This window comes from Streptomyces sp. MA5143a (assembly GCF_900290235.1).
Lineage (GTDB): Bacteria > Actinomycetota > Actinomycetes > Streptomycetales > Streptomycetaceae > Streptomyces.
In genome coordinates this window covers 214,724-233,575 of record NZ_OLMK01000028.1, presented here as the reverse complement: position 1 = coordinate 233,575, position 18,852 = coordinate 214,724, and the positions used below count along the sequence as shown (strand labels likewise).

Here is an 18,852-nt window from a genome sequence, read left to right as displayed (position 1 = left end):
TCGAGCGGCCGACGGTGCCCCGCCGACGAGGATCGCGGCTGGTCATCGGCGGTGCGGCAGGCCTAGTACCAGTGGTTGGCCTGCCAGAAGGACCACGCCCCGCAGGGGCTGCCGTAGCGCGATTCCATGTAGTTGAGGCCCCACTTGATCTGCGTGGCCGGGTTGGTCTGCCAGTCGGAGCCGGCGGACGACATCTTGGAGCCGGGGAGCGCCTGGAAGAGACCGTAGGCACCCGAGGACGGGTTGACGGCCTTGTAGTTCCAGGTGGACTCGTGGTTCACGATGTTGCTGAAGCAGGTCCACTGGTCGCTCGCCACGACCGCCTTCGCCATCGCCTGGATCTCGGCGACGGTGTAGGAGCTCTGCGTCGGGGCGTCGCCGAGCGAGCTGGCAGCCTGGGCCTTCGTCTCGGCTTCGGCCTTCGCCTTGCGCTCCTGCTCGGCCTTCTCCGCCTGCTTCTGCTTCGCGATCGCGTCCTCGGCCGCCTTCTTACGGGCGGTCTCCTCGGCGTCCTTGCGGGCGGTCGCGTCGGCGGCGATGGCCTGGGCGTCGGCCTGTGCAGTCAGGGATGCGGTCTGCACCTGCGCCTGCTCACCAACAGGGATGTCGGCGAGCAACGTGGTGTCGTTCGCGACCGCCTCGGCGTCGTCCGTGGTCTGGGCGGTGCTGCCCGAGGCAACTCCGACGACACTTCCGACTGCGGTGACCGCGGTGGCCGAAGCCACTGCGAATCCCCGGACCGAAATCCGGCTCACACGGTTTCCTTCCAGCATCGCCCGCCTCGGTGACCCTGGCGGACGCAATCGTGCCCCTGGCGCTGGCCTCCCAACTGCGGGGTCACGGAGGCGCGGGCCCGGTGGGCAACTCCCTTGCGGGAGCGCCGCGTGGTGCTCGGGCGGCATACGACGACGCTATGGAGTTGACCGTGGTGTTGCCGTGGTTCCGTACCGCTGGGGGTACGGCTGTGTCGTATGCGGGGCCTGACAGGAGTGAGACTCTGCCGTAACCCGGCGTCGCAAGGCAATTCGTAGTTGCGTGTGAAAGCTCACACCTCGTTTGGCCCCAGGGATTCACGGAAACGCCCACACGCCGAGGCGCCGCCCGGCTAGGCTCATCGCCTTTGCCGGACGGCGCCAAGAGGTCCATAGGTGACCGGACTTGACCAAAACTGGTCAGATCGTCCGGAACCGTCAGAACCGTTAAATCTGCCCGTCCTCCAGCATTTCGGTCACCAGGGCCGCGATCTGGGAGCGTTCGGACCGCGTCAGCGTGACGTGGGCGAAGAGCGGATGGCCCTTCAGCTTCTCCACCACGGCGACGACACCGTCGTAGCGACCGACGCGCAGGTTGTCGCGCTGGGCCACGTCATGGGTCAGAACCACCCGTGAATTCGCCCCGATCCGGGACAGAACGGTCAGCAGGACGTTCCGTTCCAGCGACTGGGCCTCGTCCACGATGACGAACGCGTCGTGGAGCGAGCGGCCGCGGATGTGCGTGAGCGGAAGGACCTCCAGCATCCCGCGCGCGGTGACCTCCTCGATGACCTCGCGGGAGGTGACCGCGGAGAGCGTGTCGAAGACCGCCTGCGCCCAGGGGCTCATCTTCTCGGCCTCGCTGCCGGGTAGATAGCCGAGCTCCTGCCCGCCCACCGCGTACAGCGGCCGGAAGACCATCACCTTCTGGTGCTGGCGCCGTTCGAGCACGGCCTCCAGGCCCGCGCAGAGCGCGAGCGCGGACTTGCCGGTGCCGGCCCGGCCGCCCATCGACACGATCCCGACGTCCGGGTCGAGCAGCAGATCCAGCGCGATGCGCTGCTCGGCGCTGCGGCCGTGGATGCCGAAGGCCTCACGGTCGCCGCGGACGAGCCGGATGTTGCCGTCCGCCGTCACCCGGCCGAGGGCCTTGCCCCGCTCGGACTGGATCGTCAGACCCGTGTGGACGGGGAGGCCGCTGACCTCCGGGACGTAGACCGTCCCCTCCTCGAAGAGGATGTCCACCTGGTCGCCCGGCAGGGTCACCTCGGACATCCCGGTCCAGCCGGAGGCGTCCGTGATGGCGAGTTCCGCGCGGTACTCCTCGGCGAGGAGGCCCACGGAGGACGCCTTGATCCTGAGGGGCAGGTCCTTCGACACGACAGTCACGTCGTAGCCCTCGGCCTGCAGATTGCGGGCGACCGCCAGGATGCGGGAGTCGTTGTCCCCCAGGCGGTAGCCGGACGGCAGGACGCTGGGGTCCGAGTGGTTGAGCTCGACGCGTACGGTCCCGCCGAGGTCCCCGATCGGGATGGGGGCGTCGAGGCGGCCGTGCCGCACCCGGAACTCGTCGAGCAGACGCAGGGCCTGCCGGGCGAAGTAGCCGAGTTCGGGATGGTGCCTCTTCGCCTCCAGCTCCGTCACCACGACGATCGGAAGCACGACCTCGTGCTCGTCGAAGCGGCTCAAAGCGTTCGGGTCGGCCAGCAGGACGCTGGTGTCGAGGACGTAGGTGCGCCGGTCTGGCTTGTGGCGCTTTGTGCTGGTCACCACGGAAGGACGTACCCCCTCGGATGAGGTCGGGGAGCGACGGGATGGAACTGGGCCGGTCGACGGCGCCGTTGCACGGGCCGGTGACCGGCCCTCCGCTGCTTCGTCCGTGCTGTGACCGCACGATCGGGCTGGTGCAAAGGGCCTCCCGGGCGGACGGCCCCGAGCCGCCCGCTGAGATCCGACACCCGTGGTTCGGGTGTCGACCTGACTGGCTTATGCCCTCGAACATGCGCCGCCATGCCACGCCGTACGGGGGCGCCCCGGTGAACTCCTCGTTACGTCTGCCGCGAAGGGGGCGGCAGGCACCTCATCGGTAACGCGGGGGAAACGCGGAGGCTCAGCCTCCGTAGCGCCGGTGTCGCACGGCGTAGTCGCGCAGCGCGCGCAGGAAGTCGACCTTCCGGAAGGCCGGCCAGAAGACGTCGCAGAAGTAGTACTCGGAGTGCGCGGTCTGCCAGAGCATGAATCCGGACAACCGCTGCTCGCCACTCGTACGGATCACCAGATCCGGGTCGGGCTGGTCCCCGGTGTACAGATGGCGGCCGATCATGTCGACGTCGACGCTCTCGGCGAGCTCCTCCATCGAGGTGCCCTTGTCCCGGGCGTCGAGGAGCATGGACCGTACGGCGTCGGCGATCTCCTGGCGGCCGCCGTACCCGATGGCGACGTTGACCAGTATCCCGTCGACGTGCGCGGTGGCGTCCTCGGACTCCTTGAGGGCCGTCTGGAGCTGTCCGGGGAGCTGGTCGAGGGTGCCCACGTGGTGCACCCGCCAGCGGCCGTCGGCGGCGAGGGAGCGCACGACGTCCTCGATGATGCCGAAGAGCGGGACCAGCTCCTCCTGGGGGCGGCCGAAGTTGTCGGTGGAGAACAGCCAGAGGGTGACGACCTTCACGTCCGTCTCGGTGCACCAGCCGAGGAACTCCTCGATCTTGTCGGCCCCGGCCCGGTGTCCCTGCGCGGTGGTGGAACCCGCGGCCTTCGCCCAGCGCCGGTTGCCGTCCATGATGACGCCGATGTGCTTGGGCACCTGGGCGTGGTCGAGGTGCCCCTCGACCCTGCGTGCGTAGACCTTGACCAGCAGGCCGCGCAGTGTGTCGCGCAGGTTCACGTGAAAGCCCCTCCGGTGTCGCGGCAGTCCCCTTGGTTGCCAGAGCCTACCGGTGGTGGAGGCCAAGTCCGCCAAGGGGTGTTGGGGGTGGGGGCCCTCCGGGGCCCGTCGCCCGGGCCGCGGAGAGGTGTCCGCGGACGGGCAGAAAAAACGGGCCGGTCCGTGGGGGGGAGACGGACCGGCCCGAGGGGGGGTTTCCACCATAACCCTTCGTGAGTGATGCTGCGTGCATCGGCGTGCCACAACTACTCTGCGGAGTCGGACGACAGCGCCAGGGTGAGCGCGGAAGCGGTCATTCAGGGTGTGATCGAGCGGTGATCATGGCTGGATCGCGACCGATTCCAAGGGGAAGGGAAGGAATCCTGATGGATTCATGAGGTTCGCGCATTCTTGTGCGACTCTCGGGGAGGGAGGGTGGAGCTTGCTCGTGTGGGTGAAGCGGCCCCGGAACGCCCGCTTGACGGACGGCCGCCGTCATGGCCGGCGCGGCCCCTGGTTCACGGCACCGCGCAGCCCCCTCCACTGCGCGGTACCGCCCGCGCAGCTTTGCTCACGCGAATTACCTTGGTCTGAACCTACGCGAGAGTAGTCATCCACGCCAAGTCGCGAGCGATAACGATGTGGACACCGGGGAGGGGGCAGGGAGCGGGCGAGGTGTCGCCGCCGGGGCGCGACGGACGCCCCGTCACCCGGACGGCTCACCCGCAGGCGCCCCGAAGTGCCGTTGCCCCTGACCGAAGTTGGCGAAAGGGAAGGCCGCGGGCGCGGCTTCCGCAGCGCAGGACCGGCTAGACCTGCGTCGGCTTGCGCGCCTCGAAGAGGTGGCGGGCGCTGTGGGCGACGAAACACCCCTCGCTCCGGATCCGCTCGTGGAGGGAGCGCAGCTGGGGCAGATACGCGTCGACGGTGAAGCCGGGCACCATCCAGACGACCTTCTTCAGGAAGTGCACGACGGCGGCGATGTCGTAGAACTCCATCCGGAGCCGCTCGGCCCGCAGATCCACGATCTCCAGCCCCGCCGCCTCGGCGCCGGCGCGCTCCCGTCGCGGGTCCCGGCCGGCGCGGACCTCGTCCGGCGGGGGGCCGGTGAAGTGCTCGACGAGTTCGAAGACGCTGGCGGGCCCCACGTGCTGGGCGAAGTAGGTGCCGCCGGGCTTGAGCACGCGGGCGATCTCCGCCCAGTGCGCCTGGACCGGGTGCCGGCTGGTGACCAGGTCGAAGGCCCCGTCCGCGAAGGGCAGCGGCGCGTCCTCCGGGCTGGCGACGACCACCGCCCCGCGCGGATGCAGCAGGGCGGTGGCCTTGGCGACGTTCGGCGGCCACCCTTCGGTGGCGACGGTCAGCCGGGGCAGCCGAGGGGCGGAGTCCAGCACCTCTCCGCCCCCGGTCTGGATGTCCAGTGCGGCCGACGCCCGCCCCAGCCGCTCGGCCATCCCCCGCGCGTACCCCCACGAGGGCCGGGCCTCGGTGGCCCGCCCCTCGAACCACGAGAAGTCCCACCCCTCGGTGGGCACGGCGTCGCCTTCGGCGACGAGCTCCTCGAACGTGGGGGAGGTGGGGGAGGGGAGACCGGTCATGGGCAGGGATTGTGCCGAGGGGGGCGCCCGGGACGCGAGCGTTTTTTCAGTGGGCCCGCGCCCCGGTGCCTCGGGTGGCCTGCGTCCTGAAGGGGCCGCAGGCCACCTTCAGGGGCGCGGGGAACTGCGCGAACAACCCCCACGCACCCGCAGCCGCCGACACCACCCGCACCCCTCACCCGCAAGGCGGCCGACGGCCTAATCGCAGAGAATCGACTCCGCCTCCAGCGTGACCCCCACCGCCTCGATCACCGACGCGATCTTGAACGCCTCCTGCACGGTCTCCCGGTCGACCCCGGCCTTCCGCAGGACCTGCTCGTGCGAGTCGAGGCACAGTCCGCACCCGTTGATCGCGGACACCGCGAACGACCACAGCTCGAAGTCGACCTTGTCGACCCCGGGGTTGCCGAGCACGTTCATCCGCAGCCCGGCCCGCAGATTGCCGTACTCGTGGTCCGAGAGCAGATGGCGCGTCCGGTAGAAGACGTTGTTCATCGCCATCACCGCCGCCGCGGACTTCGCCGCCGTATAGGCCTCGGGCGACAGGTTCGCCCTCGCCTCCGGCGCGAGCTCCCGCAGCACCACCGCCGACCGCGAGGCGATCGCGGTGGCGAGCACGGTGCCCCACAGCTGCTGCGCGGGCAGCTCGGAGTTGCCGATGACGGACCCCAGGTTGAGACGGAGGTCCTTGGCGTAGTCCGGTATCGCGGACTTCAGAGCGTCGAGGGACACGGCAGCCTCACTCCCCGGCCAGCAGCTTGACGGGGTCCAGTGTCTCGTCGCCCTTGCTCCAGTTGCACGGGCAGAGCTCGTCGGTCTGCAGGGCGTCCAGGACCCGCAGGACCTCCTTGGGGTTACGGCCCACCGACCCCGCGGTCACCATGGCGAACTGGATCTCGTTGTTCTGGTCCACGATGAACACCGCGCGCTTGGCGAAGCCCTCCTCGTCCTCGATGCCGAGGTCCCGCATCAGCTCGTGCCGGGAGTCGGCCATCATCGGGAACGGCAGGTCGCGCAGGTCGTCGTGGTCCTTGCGCCAGGCGTGGTGGACGAACTCGGAGTCGCCGGAGAAGCCGAGGACCTGGGCGTCGCGGTCGGCGAACTCGTCGTTCAGCCTGCCGAACGCGGCGATCTCGGTGGGACACACGAAGGTGAAGTCCTTGGGCCACGCGAACACGATCTTCCACCGACCCTCGTAGGTCTTGTGGTTGATCCGCTCGAACTCCTCGCCCTTCTCCAGCGAGACACAGGCCATCAGATCGAACTCGGGGAACTTGTCACCGACAGTGAGCACAGGCTCTCCTTGCAACGCGAAAACACCCCTTGGACCAGGGGTTTCCGACGGGTTGGACGATCACGATGGTGGCACAGGGTGCATTGATCAATGAAATAGCTACACTCGGTCGGGTTGATCGAATGTAGTTATCAGTGACTGTCAGTGAAAGGTGGGGTCATAGGTGCGGCCTCCCGTGAACGGTGCCGTCCGTCGCCGGCCCAGCCTCTCCCAGTTGCGGGCCTTCGCGGCCGTCGCCGAGCATCTGCACTTCCGGGACGCCGCGACCGCGATAGGGATGAGCCAGCCCGCCCTGTCCGGCGCGGTCTCCGCGCTGGAGGAGACGCTGGGCGTGACGCTGGTCGAGCGGACCACCCGCAAGGTGCTGCTCTCGCCCGCCGGCGAGCGCCTTGCCGTACGGGCGCGGGCGGTGCTGGCGGAGGTGGCGGCGCTGATGGAGGAGGCCGAGGCGGTGCGGGCGCCGTTCACCGGGGCGCTGCGCCTGGGCGTGATCCCCACGGTGGCGCCGTATCTGCTGCCGACGGTCCTCAACCTCGTCCACGAGCGCTACCCGGACCTCGACCTCCAGGTGCACGAGGAGCAGACCGCGAACCTGCTCGACGGCCTCACCACCGGCCGTCTCGACCTGCTGCTCCTCGCCGTGCCGCTGGGCGTCCCCGGCGTCACCGAACTGCCGCTGTTCGACGAGGACTTCGTGCTCGTCACCCCGCTCGGCCATGAACTGGGCGGCCGGCAGGGCATCCCCCGCGAGGTGCTGCGCGCGCTCAACCTGTTGCTGCTCGACGAGGGCCACTGCCTGCGCGACCAGGCCCTCGACATCTGCCGGGAGGCCGGTCGCGACGACGTCCCCGTCACCACGACCGCGGCCGGTCTCTCCACCCTCGTCCAGCTCGTCGCCGGCGGACTCGGGGTGACCCTGTTGCCGCGCACCGCCGTGACGGTGGAGACCAGCCGGAACCCCCAGCTGCTGACGGGACGCTTCGCGCACCCGGCCCCGAGCCGCCGCGTCGCCCTCGCCATGAGGGCGGGAGCGGCGCGCGGGGCCGAGTACGAGGAACTGGCCGCAGCGCTCAGGGAAGCGCTGCGGCCGTTGCCGGTCCGGGTGCTGTAGCCGCGCCTCGCGAACGGGCCGGACCGCTCCGTCTACTCCGTGCGGAGCCCCTCCGGCCGCATCAGCCTCAGCAGCGGCGGCATGCTCAGGGCCGTGACCAGGACGACGACACCCGCGCCGATGCCTGCCATCGACAGCACGCTCGCCCAGTCGACGCTCACGGAGGCGTTCGTCATCTTCAGCAGGACGGCGCCCAGGGTCAGGCCGACCGCCAGGGCCAGGACGAGGCCGAGGGTGATCGGGATCGCCGTCTGCCACAGCACGGACAGCCCGAGGGTGCGGCGGCGGGTGCCGAACGCGACCAGCGCGGACAGCAGCTTCCTGCGTTCCCTCAGCTGCTCCAGCTGGGAGACGAGGAGGCTGGCGCCGATCAAGACGAGGACGGCGGTCGCGCCGACCAGGAGTCCGGTGCGGATGTCCGTGAACTGCTCCGCCTGCTGGGTCGACTCCCACTCCCAGGTCCGGATGAGCGGATCGATCGCCACGGCCGCGTTGCGCACCTCGTCGAGCGCGTCCGGGACAGCCGGATCCGGCCGTACGTACACGGTGCTGGTGAAGTCCGACGCGGTCTTCGCGGGCAGGGCGCCCGGGGTCACCAGCAGCCCCCACGCCCCCGGCATCAGGGAGTCGGCGCGCTCGGACGCCTTCCTCATCCCGGCCGGCAGCTTCCAGGCGATCTCGGCGCCCGGCGGCTCCTCCCCGCTGTAGGACGGGCCGAAGTACACGGTGCGGCCCGCGGTGGCGAGGTTCGCCGCGGTCGGGTCGGTCGGGTCGGGCACCACGAAGACGTCGCCGTCGTGGCACGAGGGGATCCTCGCGAGCTCGCGCAGGGCGGCGCAGTCGCCGACGGTCACCCCCAGCCACTGCTCGGGGTCCTTGGCGGTGGCGGCCACCTGCGTCGTGGACAGCGCCGCGGTGGTCGCCGCGCCCTTGACCCCCCTCAGCTTCTCCCCGACGCCGATCATCGAACCGTCCTGCGGGAGGGCCAGCTCCAGCCGGGCGCGTGAGGTGTCCTTGCCTGTCGACGCCGTGAACCGGCCCTCGACCCCGGCGAACAGCATCTGCAGGGCGATCGCGCCGGCCACCGCCACCGCGATGCCGTTGACCATGCGGGCCGCCGAACCGCTGCTCAACTGGAGTCGGCGGACGGCGAGTTGCCAGGAGACCGAGCCGGAGCCGAGCCGGGCGACGAAGGCCTCGACGGCCCAGGGCAGCAGCGCCGTGATGCCGAAGAGCAGCAGGACGACACCGCCGGTCACCAGGTATTCGTTGAACTCGCCGTTCTCCGAGCCCTGGCCGAGCATCGGGTAGAGCAGGGCGAGGCCGCCGAGCGGCAGCAGCAGCCGCCACCAGAGCCTGCGGCGGGCGGGTTTGGCCGTGCGGACCACACCGAGGGGTTCGATGACGACGCCGCGCAGCGCGAACAGCGTGACGAGGACGGCGGCGGCCGGCACGGCGAGCGCGACCAGCAGCGCCAGAGCGGGGGAGGGGTTGAGGTCGCTGGGGAACACGCTGACGCCGAACACCTCGACCGAACCGGCGACCTCCCTGCCGACCAGGAAGAACCCCGTCCCGAAGAGCAGCCCCAGCACGGACCCGGCGAGGGCCTCGCCCGCCGCGATCCGACGGGTCATCCGGCTGTCGGAGCCGACCAGCCGCAGCGCCGCGAGCCTGCGGTCGCGCCGCTCGCCGCCGAACCGTACGGCCGTGGCGATGAAGACGGCGACCGGCATCAGCAGCACCGTGAAGACGACCACGATGAGCAGCAGCAGGATCGGGTCGAGCTCCTGCTCGGGCTGGTCCGTCGAGGCACCGAACCGATCGATGCGGGCCACCACCGAGCCGTCGAGCCGCTCGCCGAGCCCCTTGGCACCGGCGTAGTAGCTGAGGTCGCCCGAGCCGATGAGCCCGGCCTGGCCGACGGTCCCCACCGTCTTGTACGGCAGCCGCTCGCGCAGCAGCTTCCCGGCGTCGGAGCCCAGCAGTTCGGAGAGGGCGGGGGAGACGACCATCTCGCCGGGAGCGGGCAACTTCGCGACCCCCGGCGGCAGCGGCGCGTCGGCGCCCTCGGGTTCGAGGAGCCGTCCGCGGATCTCCTGGTACTGGTACTCGGTGTCCGTGTCGGCGATGAGCAGACTTCTGTCGGTCGGCTTGGACTCGGTGTTGTTCTCGAGGTAGCCGATGCCCCGGTCCTGCCGGGCCTCCTCGCGGGCGTCCCGCGCGGACAGCACGTTCGGCACGGCCGCGGTGAGCAGGAGCAGCGCCACACCGAGGCCCACACCGAACGCGGTGAGCACGGCGCGCACCCACCCCTCACGGCCCCCGGTGAAGGTGAACCGCACACCCATCGCCAGGTCCCGGTACCACTGACCGACCACGGCGGACCTCATATGACGCGCTCCATGTCCCGCGACTTCCCGTCCCGTACGACGATCTCGCGGTCGGAGTACGCGGCCACCCGCGCCTCGTGGGTGACCAGGACGACCGCGGCGTTGGCGGACCGGGCGGCCTCCGTGAGCAGCTCCATCACCCGCTCGCCGTTCAGCGAGTCGAGCGCGCCGGTGGGTTCGTCCGCGAACAGCACCCGCGGACCGGTGACCAGCGCCCGGGCGACGGCGACCCGCTGGCCCTGACCTCCGGAGACCTCGCCGGGGCGCTTGCGGGCGAGGTCGTCGACCTCAAGGCGTGCCATCCAGGACAGCGCCGTCCGCTCGGCCTCCTTGCGGGAGGTGCCGTTCAGCCGCAGCGGCAGCGCCACGTTCTCCACGCAGGTCAGCTCGGGCACCAACCGGCCGAACTGGAAGACGAAGCCGAACTCGCTGCGCCGCAGGGCGCTGCGCTGGGCGTCGTTCATGGTGGCCATCTCGTGGCCGTTGTACGTGATCGACCCGGAGTCGGGCGTCACGATCCCGGCGAGACAGTGCAGCAGGGTCGACTTGCCGGAGCCGGAGGGCCCCATCACCGCGACGACCTCGCCGGGGTGGATGGAGAACCCGGCGCCGTCCAGCGCGGTGGTCGGGCCGTAGGCCTTGCGCAGATCGGTCGCGACGAGCAGGGAGCCGGCGGGCGGCGGGGTCATCGGGTCACCACCTCGGCCAGCTTGCCCAGTCGGGCGGCGGTCAGCTCCAGCCATCGCAGGTCGGCCTCCAGATGGAACAGGGCGTGGTCGCAGATCAGTTGATCGGCGAGATCGCCCTTGCGTTTGCGGTCGGTGAGGATGCGCATCATGCGCAGGTGCTCGGAGCGCTGGGTGTCGAGGATGTCCGCCGCGTCCCGGTGGGTGAGCAGGGCGAGCACGACCTTCGTGTAGAGGGTCGACTGGAGGTACGGCTCCGGCTTCTCCGGCGTGGCGAGCCACCGCTGGACATCCGTGATGCCCGCCTCGGTGATCGCGTACCGCTTGCGCTCGGGACCGCCGCCGGGCTCGATGCCGTCGACCTCGACCAGGCCGTTCTTCAGCAGCCGCGACATCGTCGAGTAGACCTGGCCGTAGTGCAGGGGCCGGTCATGACCGAACTTCTCGTCGAAGGCCCGCTTCAGGTCGTAACCGTGTCGGGGCCCGGACTCCAGGAGTCCCAGGAGTGTGTGACCGATGGACATGACACGACTGTACACACCGCGTATACACACCACGTATACCTGCCGTGTATAGGTGGCGTCGGCCGGTGGATCCGCCGCAGGTCATACGCGAATGTCACGGTTCTGTCACCGATGCGGCCCGCAACTCGTGGGCCTGCTGGGGCAACCATCGGGCCTGCTGGAACGTCCGTTCCGGTGGGACTAGGTATGCGAGCTTCCGTTGCGCGTGCGCATTGTCACGCCGGACGAGGCCCTATCGACTCCTCTTTGTCACAGTCCTCGGTGTTAGCTTGCTGAGCTGACATTGACCTGAGTGACGTACGAGACCGAGCAGAGGCGGAGCGGACCGGAGTCATGGGACGAGCGGAAGAAAGACGAGCGCGGCAACGCGGCGGTCGCCGCGCGGCGCCCAAGCGCTCGTCCGGCGGTGAGGCAGGGGCGACCGCGGTCATAGAGGCGCCCGCGGGCGGTGGCAGGGCGGCGGCCCGGGCCGCGGCCAAGGGCGCCAAGGGTGGCGGGAAAAAGAAGAAGACCGGGATACGCCGCTTCTTCACCTGGAAGAAGATCCTCGGCACGTTCTTCGGTCTCTGCCTGCTCATCATGGGCGCGTTCGTCGTGCTGTACCTGATGATCCCCATCCCCGAGGGCAACCCGGACGCGACCAAGGAAAGCAACGTCTACCAGTTCGAGGACGGCAAGCTCCTCGCGCGCACGGGCAAGGGCACGACCGCTCGCGAGATCGTCGGACTCGACCAGGTGCCCCCGGCTGTTCAGAAGACCTTCGTCGCCGCCGAGAACAAGAGCTTCTACGACGACCCCGGCGTCGACCTCAAGGGCATGACCCGCGGTGTGATCAACACGCTGTCCGGCAAGGGCAAGCAGGGCGGCTCGACGATCACCCAGCAGTACGTCAAGAACTTCTATCTGACGTCCGACCAGACGGTGACCCGCAAGCTCAAGGAGCTGGTCATCTCCCTGAAGCTGGAGCGCAACGAGACCAAGGACACCATCCTCGCGGGCTACATCAACACCAGCTACTACGGCCGCGGTGCCTCCGGCATCCAGGCCGCGGCCCAGGCGTACTACCGCAAGGACGCCAAGGACCTCACCGTCGCCCAGGGCGCGTACCTCGCCGCCCTCCTCCAGGCCCCCAGCCAGTACGACCTGGCCGTCGCCTCCCCGACCAGCAGGAAGCTGGTCATGGCGCGCTGGAACTACGTCCTCGACAACATGGTCGAGATGAAGTGGCTGAAGGCATCCGAGCGCGAGGGCATGAAGTTCCCCAAGCTGAAGCCGCCGCAGGCCACGCCCGACATGGCCGGTCAGACCGGCTATCTGGTGGAGGCCGCCAACAGCGAGCTGGCCCGCCAGCTCGTCGCCAGCAACAGGGTGGACAACCGTGAGCAGGCCATAGCGCTCATCGACAAGGGCGGCTGGACCATCAAGCTCAACATCGACCCGAAGAAGCAGGCGGCGCTGGAGAAGGCCGTCAAGCAGCGGCTCACCAGCAAGCTCGACCCCAAGAAGCGCAAGGTCGACGCACACATCCAGGCCGGCGCCGTCTCGGTCGACCCCAAGTCCGGCAAGGTGCTCGCCATGTACGGCGGCATCGACTATGTGAAGCACTACCAGAACAACGCCACGCGCCGGGACTACCAGCCCGCCTCCACCTTCAAGCCGGTGATCCTCGCTGCGGCCGTCGACGGACAGGCCGAGACGCAGGACGGCGACCCGATCGCCGCGAACACCCTCTACGACGGTGACAGCAGGCACCAGGTCCTCGACAACGGCACCAAGGTCGGCTTCGCCCCGCCCAACGAGGACGACGTCAACTACGGCGACGTCACCGTGCAGACCGCCATGAACAAGTCCATCAACTCCGTCTTCGCCCAGATGGGCGTCGACGTCGGGATGGAGAAGGTCATGGAGGTCGCCGGGAAGCTCGGCATGGACACCGAGGGCATGCAGGCGGTGCCCGCCCAGACCCTCGGCTCCATGGGCGCGAGCCCGCTGGAGATGGCCGGCATCTACGCCACCCTCGACAACCACGGCAGGAAGGTCACCCCGACCATCCTCGCCTCGGCCTCGCACCGGGACGGCCCGCTCGAGATGGCCGACCCGATCGGTGAGCGGGTCATCACCCGCGAGGCGGCCGACACGGTCACCTCGGTCCTCACCGGCGTGGTCGACGACGGTACGGCCAAGATCTCCGTCCGGGACAACCCCGCCCGGGGCGGCCAGCAGGTCGCCGGCAAGACGGGTACCTCCGACGAGAACCGCTCCGCCTGGTTCACCGGCTACACCCCGAGGCTGGTGACCTCGGTCGGCCTCTTCGGCGAGGACATGAGCAAGAACGGCAAGCACGTCCCGATGTACGGGGCGGCCGGCGTCGAACGCGTCAACGGCGGTGGCTTCCCCGCCCAGATCTGGGCCACGTACACCTTCGGCGTGATGGGCCAGAAGACCAAGTTCGACCTGGAGACCACCCAGGGCGCCGCGGTCGAGCCGACGGAGTCGCCGAGCCCGAGCCCGACCCCATCGGAGTCCCCGGAGGCGAGCCCGTCCAAGTCCCCGGAGGCGAGCCCGTCCAAGTCCCCGGAGGCGAGCCCGTCGAAGTCCCCGGAGACGACGCCTGAGGAGACTCCCGAGACCACGCCGGAGGAGACCCCCAGCGACGGCGACATCGACCTGCCACCGGACCCGAACGACCCACAGTCAGGCGGCTAGCCACACAAGGTCACACAAAAGGGGGCGCCCGGTGAAAACCGGGCGCCCCCTTCCGTAGTTAAGGGGCGCGGGGAACTGCGCGATCAACCACACACAACCCGCAGCCCGCAGACCACGGCCGCCCCCCGAGTCGGCCCCGAGCTATGACCGGCCCAACCCAGCGGAGCGCTCACGCCTGGTTCAGCTCGAACCAGACCACCTTCCCCGCACTCAACCGCGTCGCCCCCCACCGCTTCGCCAACCGGTTGACGAGGTAGAGCCCGCGCCCGCCCTCGTCGGTCGCCCGGGCCTGCCGCAGCCGCGGCAGCTGGGGCACGTCGTCGGTGACCTCGCACCGCAGCACATCGGTCCGCAGCAACCGCAGCGTCACCGGCCGCGTCGCGTACCGCACCGCGTTCGTCACGACCTCACTGATCAGCAACTCGACCGAGTCGGTCAGTTCCTCCAGCCCCCAGCGGGACAGGGCGTGACGAGCGAGACGACGGGCCCGCCCCGGAGCCATCTCCTCCGGTTCCAGGAACCAGTAGGCGACGTCACTGGGAGCGATCCCATCGAACCGTGCGGCGAGCAGCGCGATGTCGTCGTCCCGGTCACCCGGACCGAGCATGTCGAGCACCTCGTCGCACAACGCCTCCAGCGGCGGCGGGTGATCCGGCCCGGTCAACTGCGCGGTCGCGGCGAGCTTCTCGCGGAGCTGCTCTATCCCCGTCCACACGTCCCGGAGCCGGGACTCCACCAGCCCGTCGGTGTACAGCAGCAGCGTGCCCCCGGCCGGTGCGTCCAGCTCCACCGCCTCGAAGTCCACCCCGCCCACACCGATCGGCGCGCCCGGCGGCACCCGCAGCACCTCGGCACGCCCGCCCAGATGCAGCAGGACCGGCGGCGGATGCCCGGCGTTGGCGATGGTGATGCGGTGCGAGACCGGGTCGTAGACCGCGTACAGACAGGTCGCCATCCGGTCCGTGCCCAGCCGCTGTGCCTGCTCGTCGAGGTGGTGCAGCACCTCCTGCGGAGGAAGGTCGAGGCCCGCCAGCGTCTGCGCGGTCGTCCGCAGCTGGCCCATGATCGCGGCGGATGTCATCGAGTGGCCCATGACATCGCCCACGACCAGCGCGACCCGGCTCCCCGGCAGGGGAATCGCGTCGTACCAGTCGCCGCCGACCCGGGCCGTCTCCGCGGCCGGCAGATACCGGTGCGCGAGCCGGACGCCGGTGCACTTCGGCAGCGCCTCCGGGAGCATCGTGCGCTGCAACTCGTCCGCGATGTACGCCTCACGCCCGTACAGCACGGCCTTGTCGATACCGAGCGCGCTGTGGGTGGCGAGCTGCGCGGCGACCAGCAGGTCGTCCTGCTCGAACGCCATCCGCTCCGGGCGGCGCAGGAACACGGCCGCGCCGATCACCCGGCGCCGCCCGCGCAGCGGAGCGAGGATCGCCCGCTGCCCCGTCGGCACCGTCAGCTGCGCGTCCGGGCCGAGCAGCTCCGGCAGCGCGTCGTGCGCGGCGGGCGCGTCCGCGAAGACCGGCCGCACCCCGCGCAGCACCTCGGCGAGCGCCCCGCCGGGCCGCACCTCGCACTGCTCGGCGGTGACGACCGCCAGATCGAGGGGCTCGGGCTGGAGCGCGGGCATGAAGCCGCCCTCGGTGTCCCGTTCCTCGGGGATCCGGTCGGTGCGGCGCAGCCGCAGCAGCATGGGGCCCGTGGGCCGTTCGTCACCGACGGGCAGCGGCTCGCGCAGATAGACGAGGATCGCGTCGGAGAACGTCGGCACGGTCGCCCGGCACAGACCCATGACGATCTCGTCCAGGTCGATGCCGCGGGCGATCCGCCGGGTCGCGGCGCCGACGAACCGCAGCCGGTCGCCGTCGCGCCGCATCGGCATGGGGGCGCCCGGCGGGACACCCTGTCCGCTGCGCCGCTCCAGGCCGCCGACCGTGCCCGTGGACCGCTCCGCCTCGCCGCCGGGCTGCGCCGGAATGGTCTCCGGTGCCGGGCGCGGGCGGTGCGGGTCGGGCTCGGTGGCCGCGGGCTGCGAATGCTCGGAGAGCGCCGGCTGGGCGTGCTCCGAGGGGGCTTCGCCGTTCTTCGGGCACGGGGTCGCCGTGCCCGGCTCGGCGGCCGTGTCACCCGTACGGGCCTGTGCGTCACTCATGCGCGCCTGTGCGGGTAAGGCCCCGGCGGGCGCCGCGCGCAGCGGCTCCTGGGTACGCAGAACCGCCCCGCGGGCATCCGCGGGGCCGGCGCCGCTCTGAGGGCGCTCGTGGGAGGTGGGGTGCTCCGTCACGCGTGTCGAATCCATCCGTCCGGGACTGCGCGAGCTACGCGCAGTTCGTCCCGCAGCAAACCCGATACTTCGTCCCGCAGAAAGGCCGATACCCGGATTACGTGCCCCAGGAACGGATTTCCCGCGTGGTCAGAGGCAGTTCCTGTGCCACACACGGTACCGGCGGACCCGCCGAACGACAGTACTGACCGTCCGTCTGGCCTTCTCCGGTTTCTGCCGGTGTGGCCCTCGTACCCCTTGATCACGTCCTGCCGCCCCTCGGTGACGTATGGTCAAGCACTGCGCGAACTGCGGGACTTACCCCTGTGCATCCTCGCGGAGGACGATCCTACGGTTGTGGACCGGGGGCGCATCAAGGGTCTCATGAGGACAAGTGCGCAGGCGTACGGTCCCAGTCGTCAGGGAGAGACGGTACTCCCCATGCGGGATTCGGGCGCCAGTGCTGCCATCCGTCCGAGAACGGCGGGCCCCAGGCGCGGATCGTCTCCACCGCCGAACGCCCCGCCTCCCGCACCCTTTCCGCCGCGTGACCGTCCATCAGCCCGTCCTGCTGGGCCTGCGCGAACTCGTCCTCGTCGCGCCAGTCCCAGGACCGGTCCGGATACACGCAGATGTCCAGGAAGTGATCCACGGAGTCCACACCACCGTCCCAACGGGCCAGTGGTGTCTCCAGGTTGACGTACCAGTTCTTGAAAAGCCAACCCGGGTCCCAGAACAGCCACACCGACCACGGCTCGCCCGGCCGGGCGAGCTTCAGCACACCCGTGCCGAACCAGCGGTCGCGCTGGACCTCGCGCGGCTTCTTGTAGCGGGTGGCGAGGGGCTCCGCGTGCGGCGGGGTGCCGTCCGCGAGGACGGGCTTGACGCACTCGGTGCCGGGTGCCATCCACACGGCCAGCAGTTCCTCGTCGTCACGGACCACGGTGACGGGGCGCGCGATGTGGAAGCGCTCGCCCGCGTTCTCCCGGTAGCGCCACAGGATGTGACGTCCCGGCTCCCAGAACGCCGTCGGGCCGCCCGCTTCCACTCGTCTCACCGCTCCACCATCCGCCATGCACAGATATTAGGTGTCATGCGCATATGACGCTGCGGTGCCGGTGATGGTTCACGCCTGCGCGGGAATCGGTTACCCGTGTGTCACCCGGGACGGCCGCCGTGCGCCGCCCGGTCACGGCCGCGTCATCCTGAGGACATCGAGCGCCTCGTCGAGCTGTTCCACCGTCAGATCGCCGCGGTCGACGTAACCGCTCTCCAGGACGACCTCGCGAATGGTCTTCCGCTCGGCCAGCGACCTCTTGGCGACCTTCGCCGCCTCCTCGTAGCCGATGTACTTGTTGAGCGGGGTGACCACCGACGGCGACGACTCGGCGTACTCCCGGGCCCGCTCCCGGTGGGCGACGATCCCGTCGACCGTCCGGTCGGCCAGCAGCCGGGAGACGTTCGCGAGGAGCCGGATCGACTCCAGGACGTTCTTCGCGATGACCGGCAGCATGACGTTCAACTCGAAGTTGCCGGAGGCGCCGGCGACGGCGACCGTCGTGTCGTTGCCCGTGACCTGGGCGGCGACCATGAGGACGGCCTCCGGGACCACCGGGTTGACCTTGCCCGGCATGATCGAGGAGCCCGGCTGGAGGTCCGGCAGGGAGATCTCCGCGAGCCCGGTGCGCGGCCCGGACGCCATCCACCGCAGATCGTTGGCGATCTTGGTGAGGGACACGGCGATCGTACGGAGCTGCCCGGACGTCTCGACGACGCCGTCCCGTGCGCCCTGCGCCTCGAAGTGGTCGCGCGCCTCGGTCAGCGGCAGCCCGGTGGCCCGCGCGACCTCGGCGATCACGGCGGCGGAGAACCCGGGAGGGGTGTTGATGCCGGTGCCCACCGCCGTACCGCCCAGGGGCAGTTCGGCGAGCCGGGGCAGCGACGCCCGCAGCCGCTCCACGCCGTACCGCACCTGGGCCGCGTATCCGCCGAACTCCTGGCCGAGTGTGACCGGGGTGGCGTCCATCAGGTGTGTGCGGCCGGACTTCACGACGTCCGCGAACTCCTCCGCCTTGCGGGAGAGCGCCGCCGCGAGGTGGTCGAGCGCCGGGATCAGATCGTGGGTGACGGCGGCGGTCGCGGCGATGTGGAGGGAGGAGGGGAACACGTCGTTGGACGACTGCGACGCGTTGACGTGGTCGTTGGGGTGGACGGGCCGGCCGAGCCGCTCCGTCGCCAGGGTGGCGATGACCTCGTTGGTGTTCATGTTCGACGACGTGCCGGAGCCGGTCTGGAACACGTCCACCGGGAAGTGCTCGTCCCAGCGGCCCTCCGCGACCTCCGCCGCCGCTTCCCGGACGGCCTCGGCGATGTCCTTGTCGAGGACCCCCAGCTCGGCGTTGACCTTCGCCGCGGCGCCCTTGATCCTCGCCAGGGCCTCGATGTGGGCGCGCTCCAGGCGCTGGCCCGAGACCGGGAAGTTCTCCACCGCCCGCTGGGTCTGCGCACGCCACTTGGCGTCCGCCGGGACCCGGACCTCGCCCATGGAGTCGTGTTCGACGCGGTAGTCACTCATGACCGGTACAGCGTCCCGGCCCGTCCCGATGTTCCCGGATTCCCTCGGACGAGTGAGGGCGCAATTCCCGGGCCCTTGTCGGCGGTGTGC

At 70.2% G+C, this 18,852-nt stretch carries 14 protein-coding genes; 2 read left to right on the top strand and 12 right to left on the bottom strand.

The window, feature by feature from the left end; genetic code table 11:
- Nucleotides 1–62: 62 nt before the first annotated feature.
- The 6 genes from SMA5143A_RS14655 to SMA5143A_RS14625 form a co-directional block, all read right to left on the bottom strand.
- Nucleotides 63–773 (bottom strand): transglycosylase SLT domain-containing protein, encoded by a 711-nt coding sequence (locus SMA5143A_RS14655; protein ID WP_181361854.1) that lies wholly within the window; start codon nt 771–773, stop codon nt 63–65.
- 426 nt (nt 774–1,199) lie between these two features.
- Nucleotides 1,200–2,525: a PhoH family protein gene (locus SMA5143A_RS14650; RefSeq protein WP_107463340.1), complete on the bottom strand. Its 1,326-nt coding sequence runs from the start codon at nt 2,523–2,525 to the stop codon at nt 1,200–1,202.
- A 337-nt stretch (nt 2,526–2,862) separates the two neighbouring features.
- Nucleotides 2,863–3,636 (bottom strand): isoprenyl transferase, encoded by a 774-nt coding sequence (locus SMA5143A_RS14640; protein ID WP_107463338.1) that lies wholly within the window; start codon nt 3,634–3,636, stop codon nt 2,863–2,865.
- 788 nt (nt 3,637–4,424) lie between these two features.
- The gene (locus SMA5143A_RS14635; protein WP_107463337.1) at nt 4,425–5,213 is read right to left on the bottom strand and encodes a class I SAM-dependent methyltransferase; all 789 of its coding nucleotides are present in this window, start codon (nt 5,211–5,213) and stop codon (nt 4,425–4,427) included.
- 198 nt (nt 5,214–5,411) lie between these two features.
- Nucleotides 5,412–5,945 carry an alkyl hydroperoxide reductase gene (locus SMA5143A_RS14630; RefSeq protein WP_107463336.1) on the bottom strand — a complete coding sequence of 178 codons (534 nt, stop codon included), beginning with the start codon at nt 5,943–5,945 and terminating at the stop codon, nt 5,412–5,414.
- 7 nt (nt 5,946–5,952) lie between these two features.
- Entirely contained in the window at nt 5,953–6,507 is a 555-nt protein-coding gene (locus tag SMA5143A_RS14625) for a peroxiredoxin (RefSeq protein ID WP_107463335.1), read from the bottom strand.
- 175 nt (nt 6,508–6,682) lie between these two features.
- Here SMA5143A_RS14625 and SMA5143A_RS14620 point away from each other — a divergent pair, with 175 nt between their 5' ends.
- Nucleotides 6,683–7,618 (top strand): LysR substrate-binding domain-containing protein, encoded by a 936-nt coding sequence (locus SMA5143A_RS14620; protein WP_258193525.1) that lies wholly within the window; start codon nt 6,683–6,685, stop codon nt 7,616–7,618.
- 32 nt (nt 7,619–7,650) lie between these two features.
- On the opposite strand, the gene SMA5143A_RS14615 is transcribed toward SMA5143A_RS14620, so the two are convergent.
- The 3 genes from SMA5143A_RS14615 to SMA5143A_RS14605 are packed head-to-tail and all read right to left on the bottom strand — an operon-like array spanning nt 7,651 to nt 11,218.
- Nucleotides 7,651–10,008, bottom strand: coding sequence for an ABC transporter permease (locus SMA5143A_RS14615; RefSeq protein WP_107463334.1), 2,358 nt, complete (start codon nt 10,006–10,008; stop codon nt 7,651–7,653).
- A complete protein-coding gene (locus SMA5143A_RS14610; protein ID WP_107463333.1) occupies nt 10,005–10,697 on the bottom strand; it encodes an ABC transporter ATP-binding protein in 693 nt (230 codons plus the stop codon). The genes SMA5143A_RS14615 and SMA5143A_RS14610 overlap by 4 nt, the downstream gene beginning before the upstream one ends.
- Nucleotides 10,694–11,218 (bottom strand): PadR family transcriptional regulator, encoded by a 525-nt coding sequence (locus SMA5143A_RS14605; RefSeq protein WP_055521151.1) that lies wholly within the window; start codon nt 11,216–11,218, stop codon nt 10,694–10,696. Before SMA5143A_RS14605 ends, SMA5143A_RS14610 begins: the two co-directional genes overlap by 4 nt.
- Before the next feature lie 333 nt (nt 11,219–11,551).
- Between SMA5143A_RS14605 and SMA5143A_RS14600 the strand changes: the two genes are divergently transcribed.
- A complete protein-coding gene (locus tag SMA5143A_RS14600; RefSeq protein WP_107463332.1) occupies nt 11,552–13,924 on the top strand; it encodes a transglycosylase domain-containing protein in 2,373 nt (790 codons plus the stop codon).
- Between the two features lie 169 nt (nt 13,925–14,093).
- Here the strand turns inward: SMA5143A_RS14600 and SMA5143A_RS14595 are convergent, their stop codons facing one another.
- From SMA5143A_RS14595 to SMA5143A_RS14585, 3 genes are all read right to left on the bottom strand, one after another.
- Complete coding sequence (locus SMA5143A_RS14595) at nt 14,094–16,223, bottom strand: ATP-binding SpoIIE family protein phosphatase (RefSeq protein ID WP_181361853.1); 2,130 nt, start codon at nt 16,221–16,223, stop codon at nt 14,094–14,096.
- Nucleotides 16,224–16,569: 346 nt separating this feature from the next.
- Nucleotides 16,570–17,262: a cytidylyl-2-hydroxypropylphosphonate hydrolase gene (fomD, locus tag SMA5143A_RS14590; RefSeq protein WP_181361852.1), complete on the bottom strand. Its 693-nt coding sequence runs from the start codon at nt 17,260–17,262 to the stop codon at nt 16,570–16,572.
- A gap of 114 nt (nt 17,263–17,376) precedes the next feature.
- Complete coding sequence (locus SMA5143A_RS14585; RefSeq protein ID WP_107463329.1) at nt 17,377–18,762, bottom strand: class II fumarate hydratase; 1,386 nt, start codon at nt 18,760–18,762, stop codon at nt 17,377–17,379.
- Between the last annotated feature and the right edge of the window lie 90 nt (nt 18,763–18,852).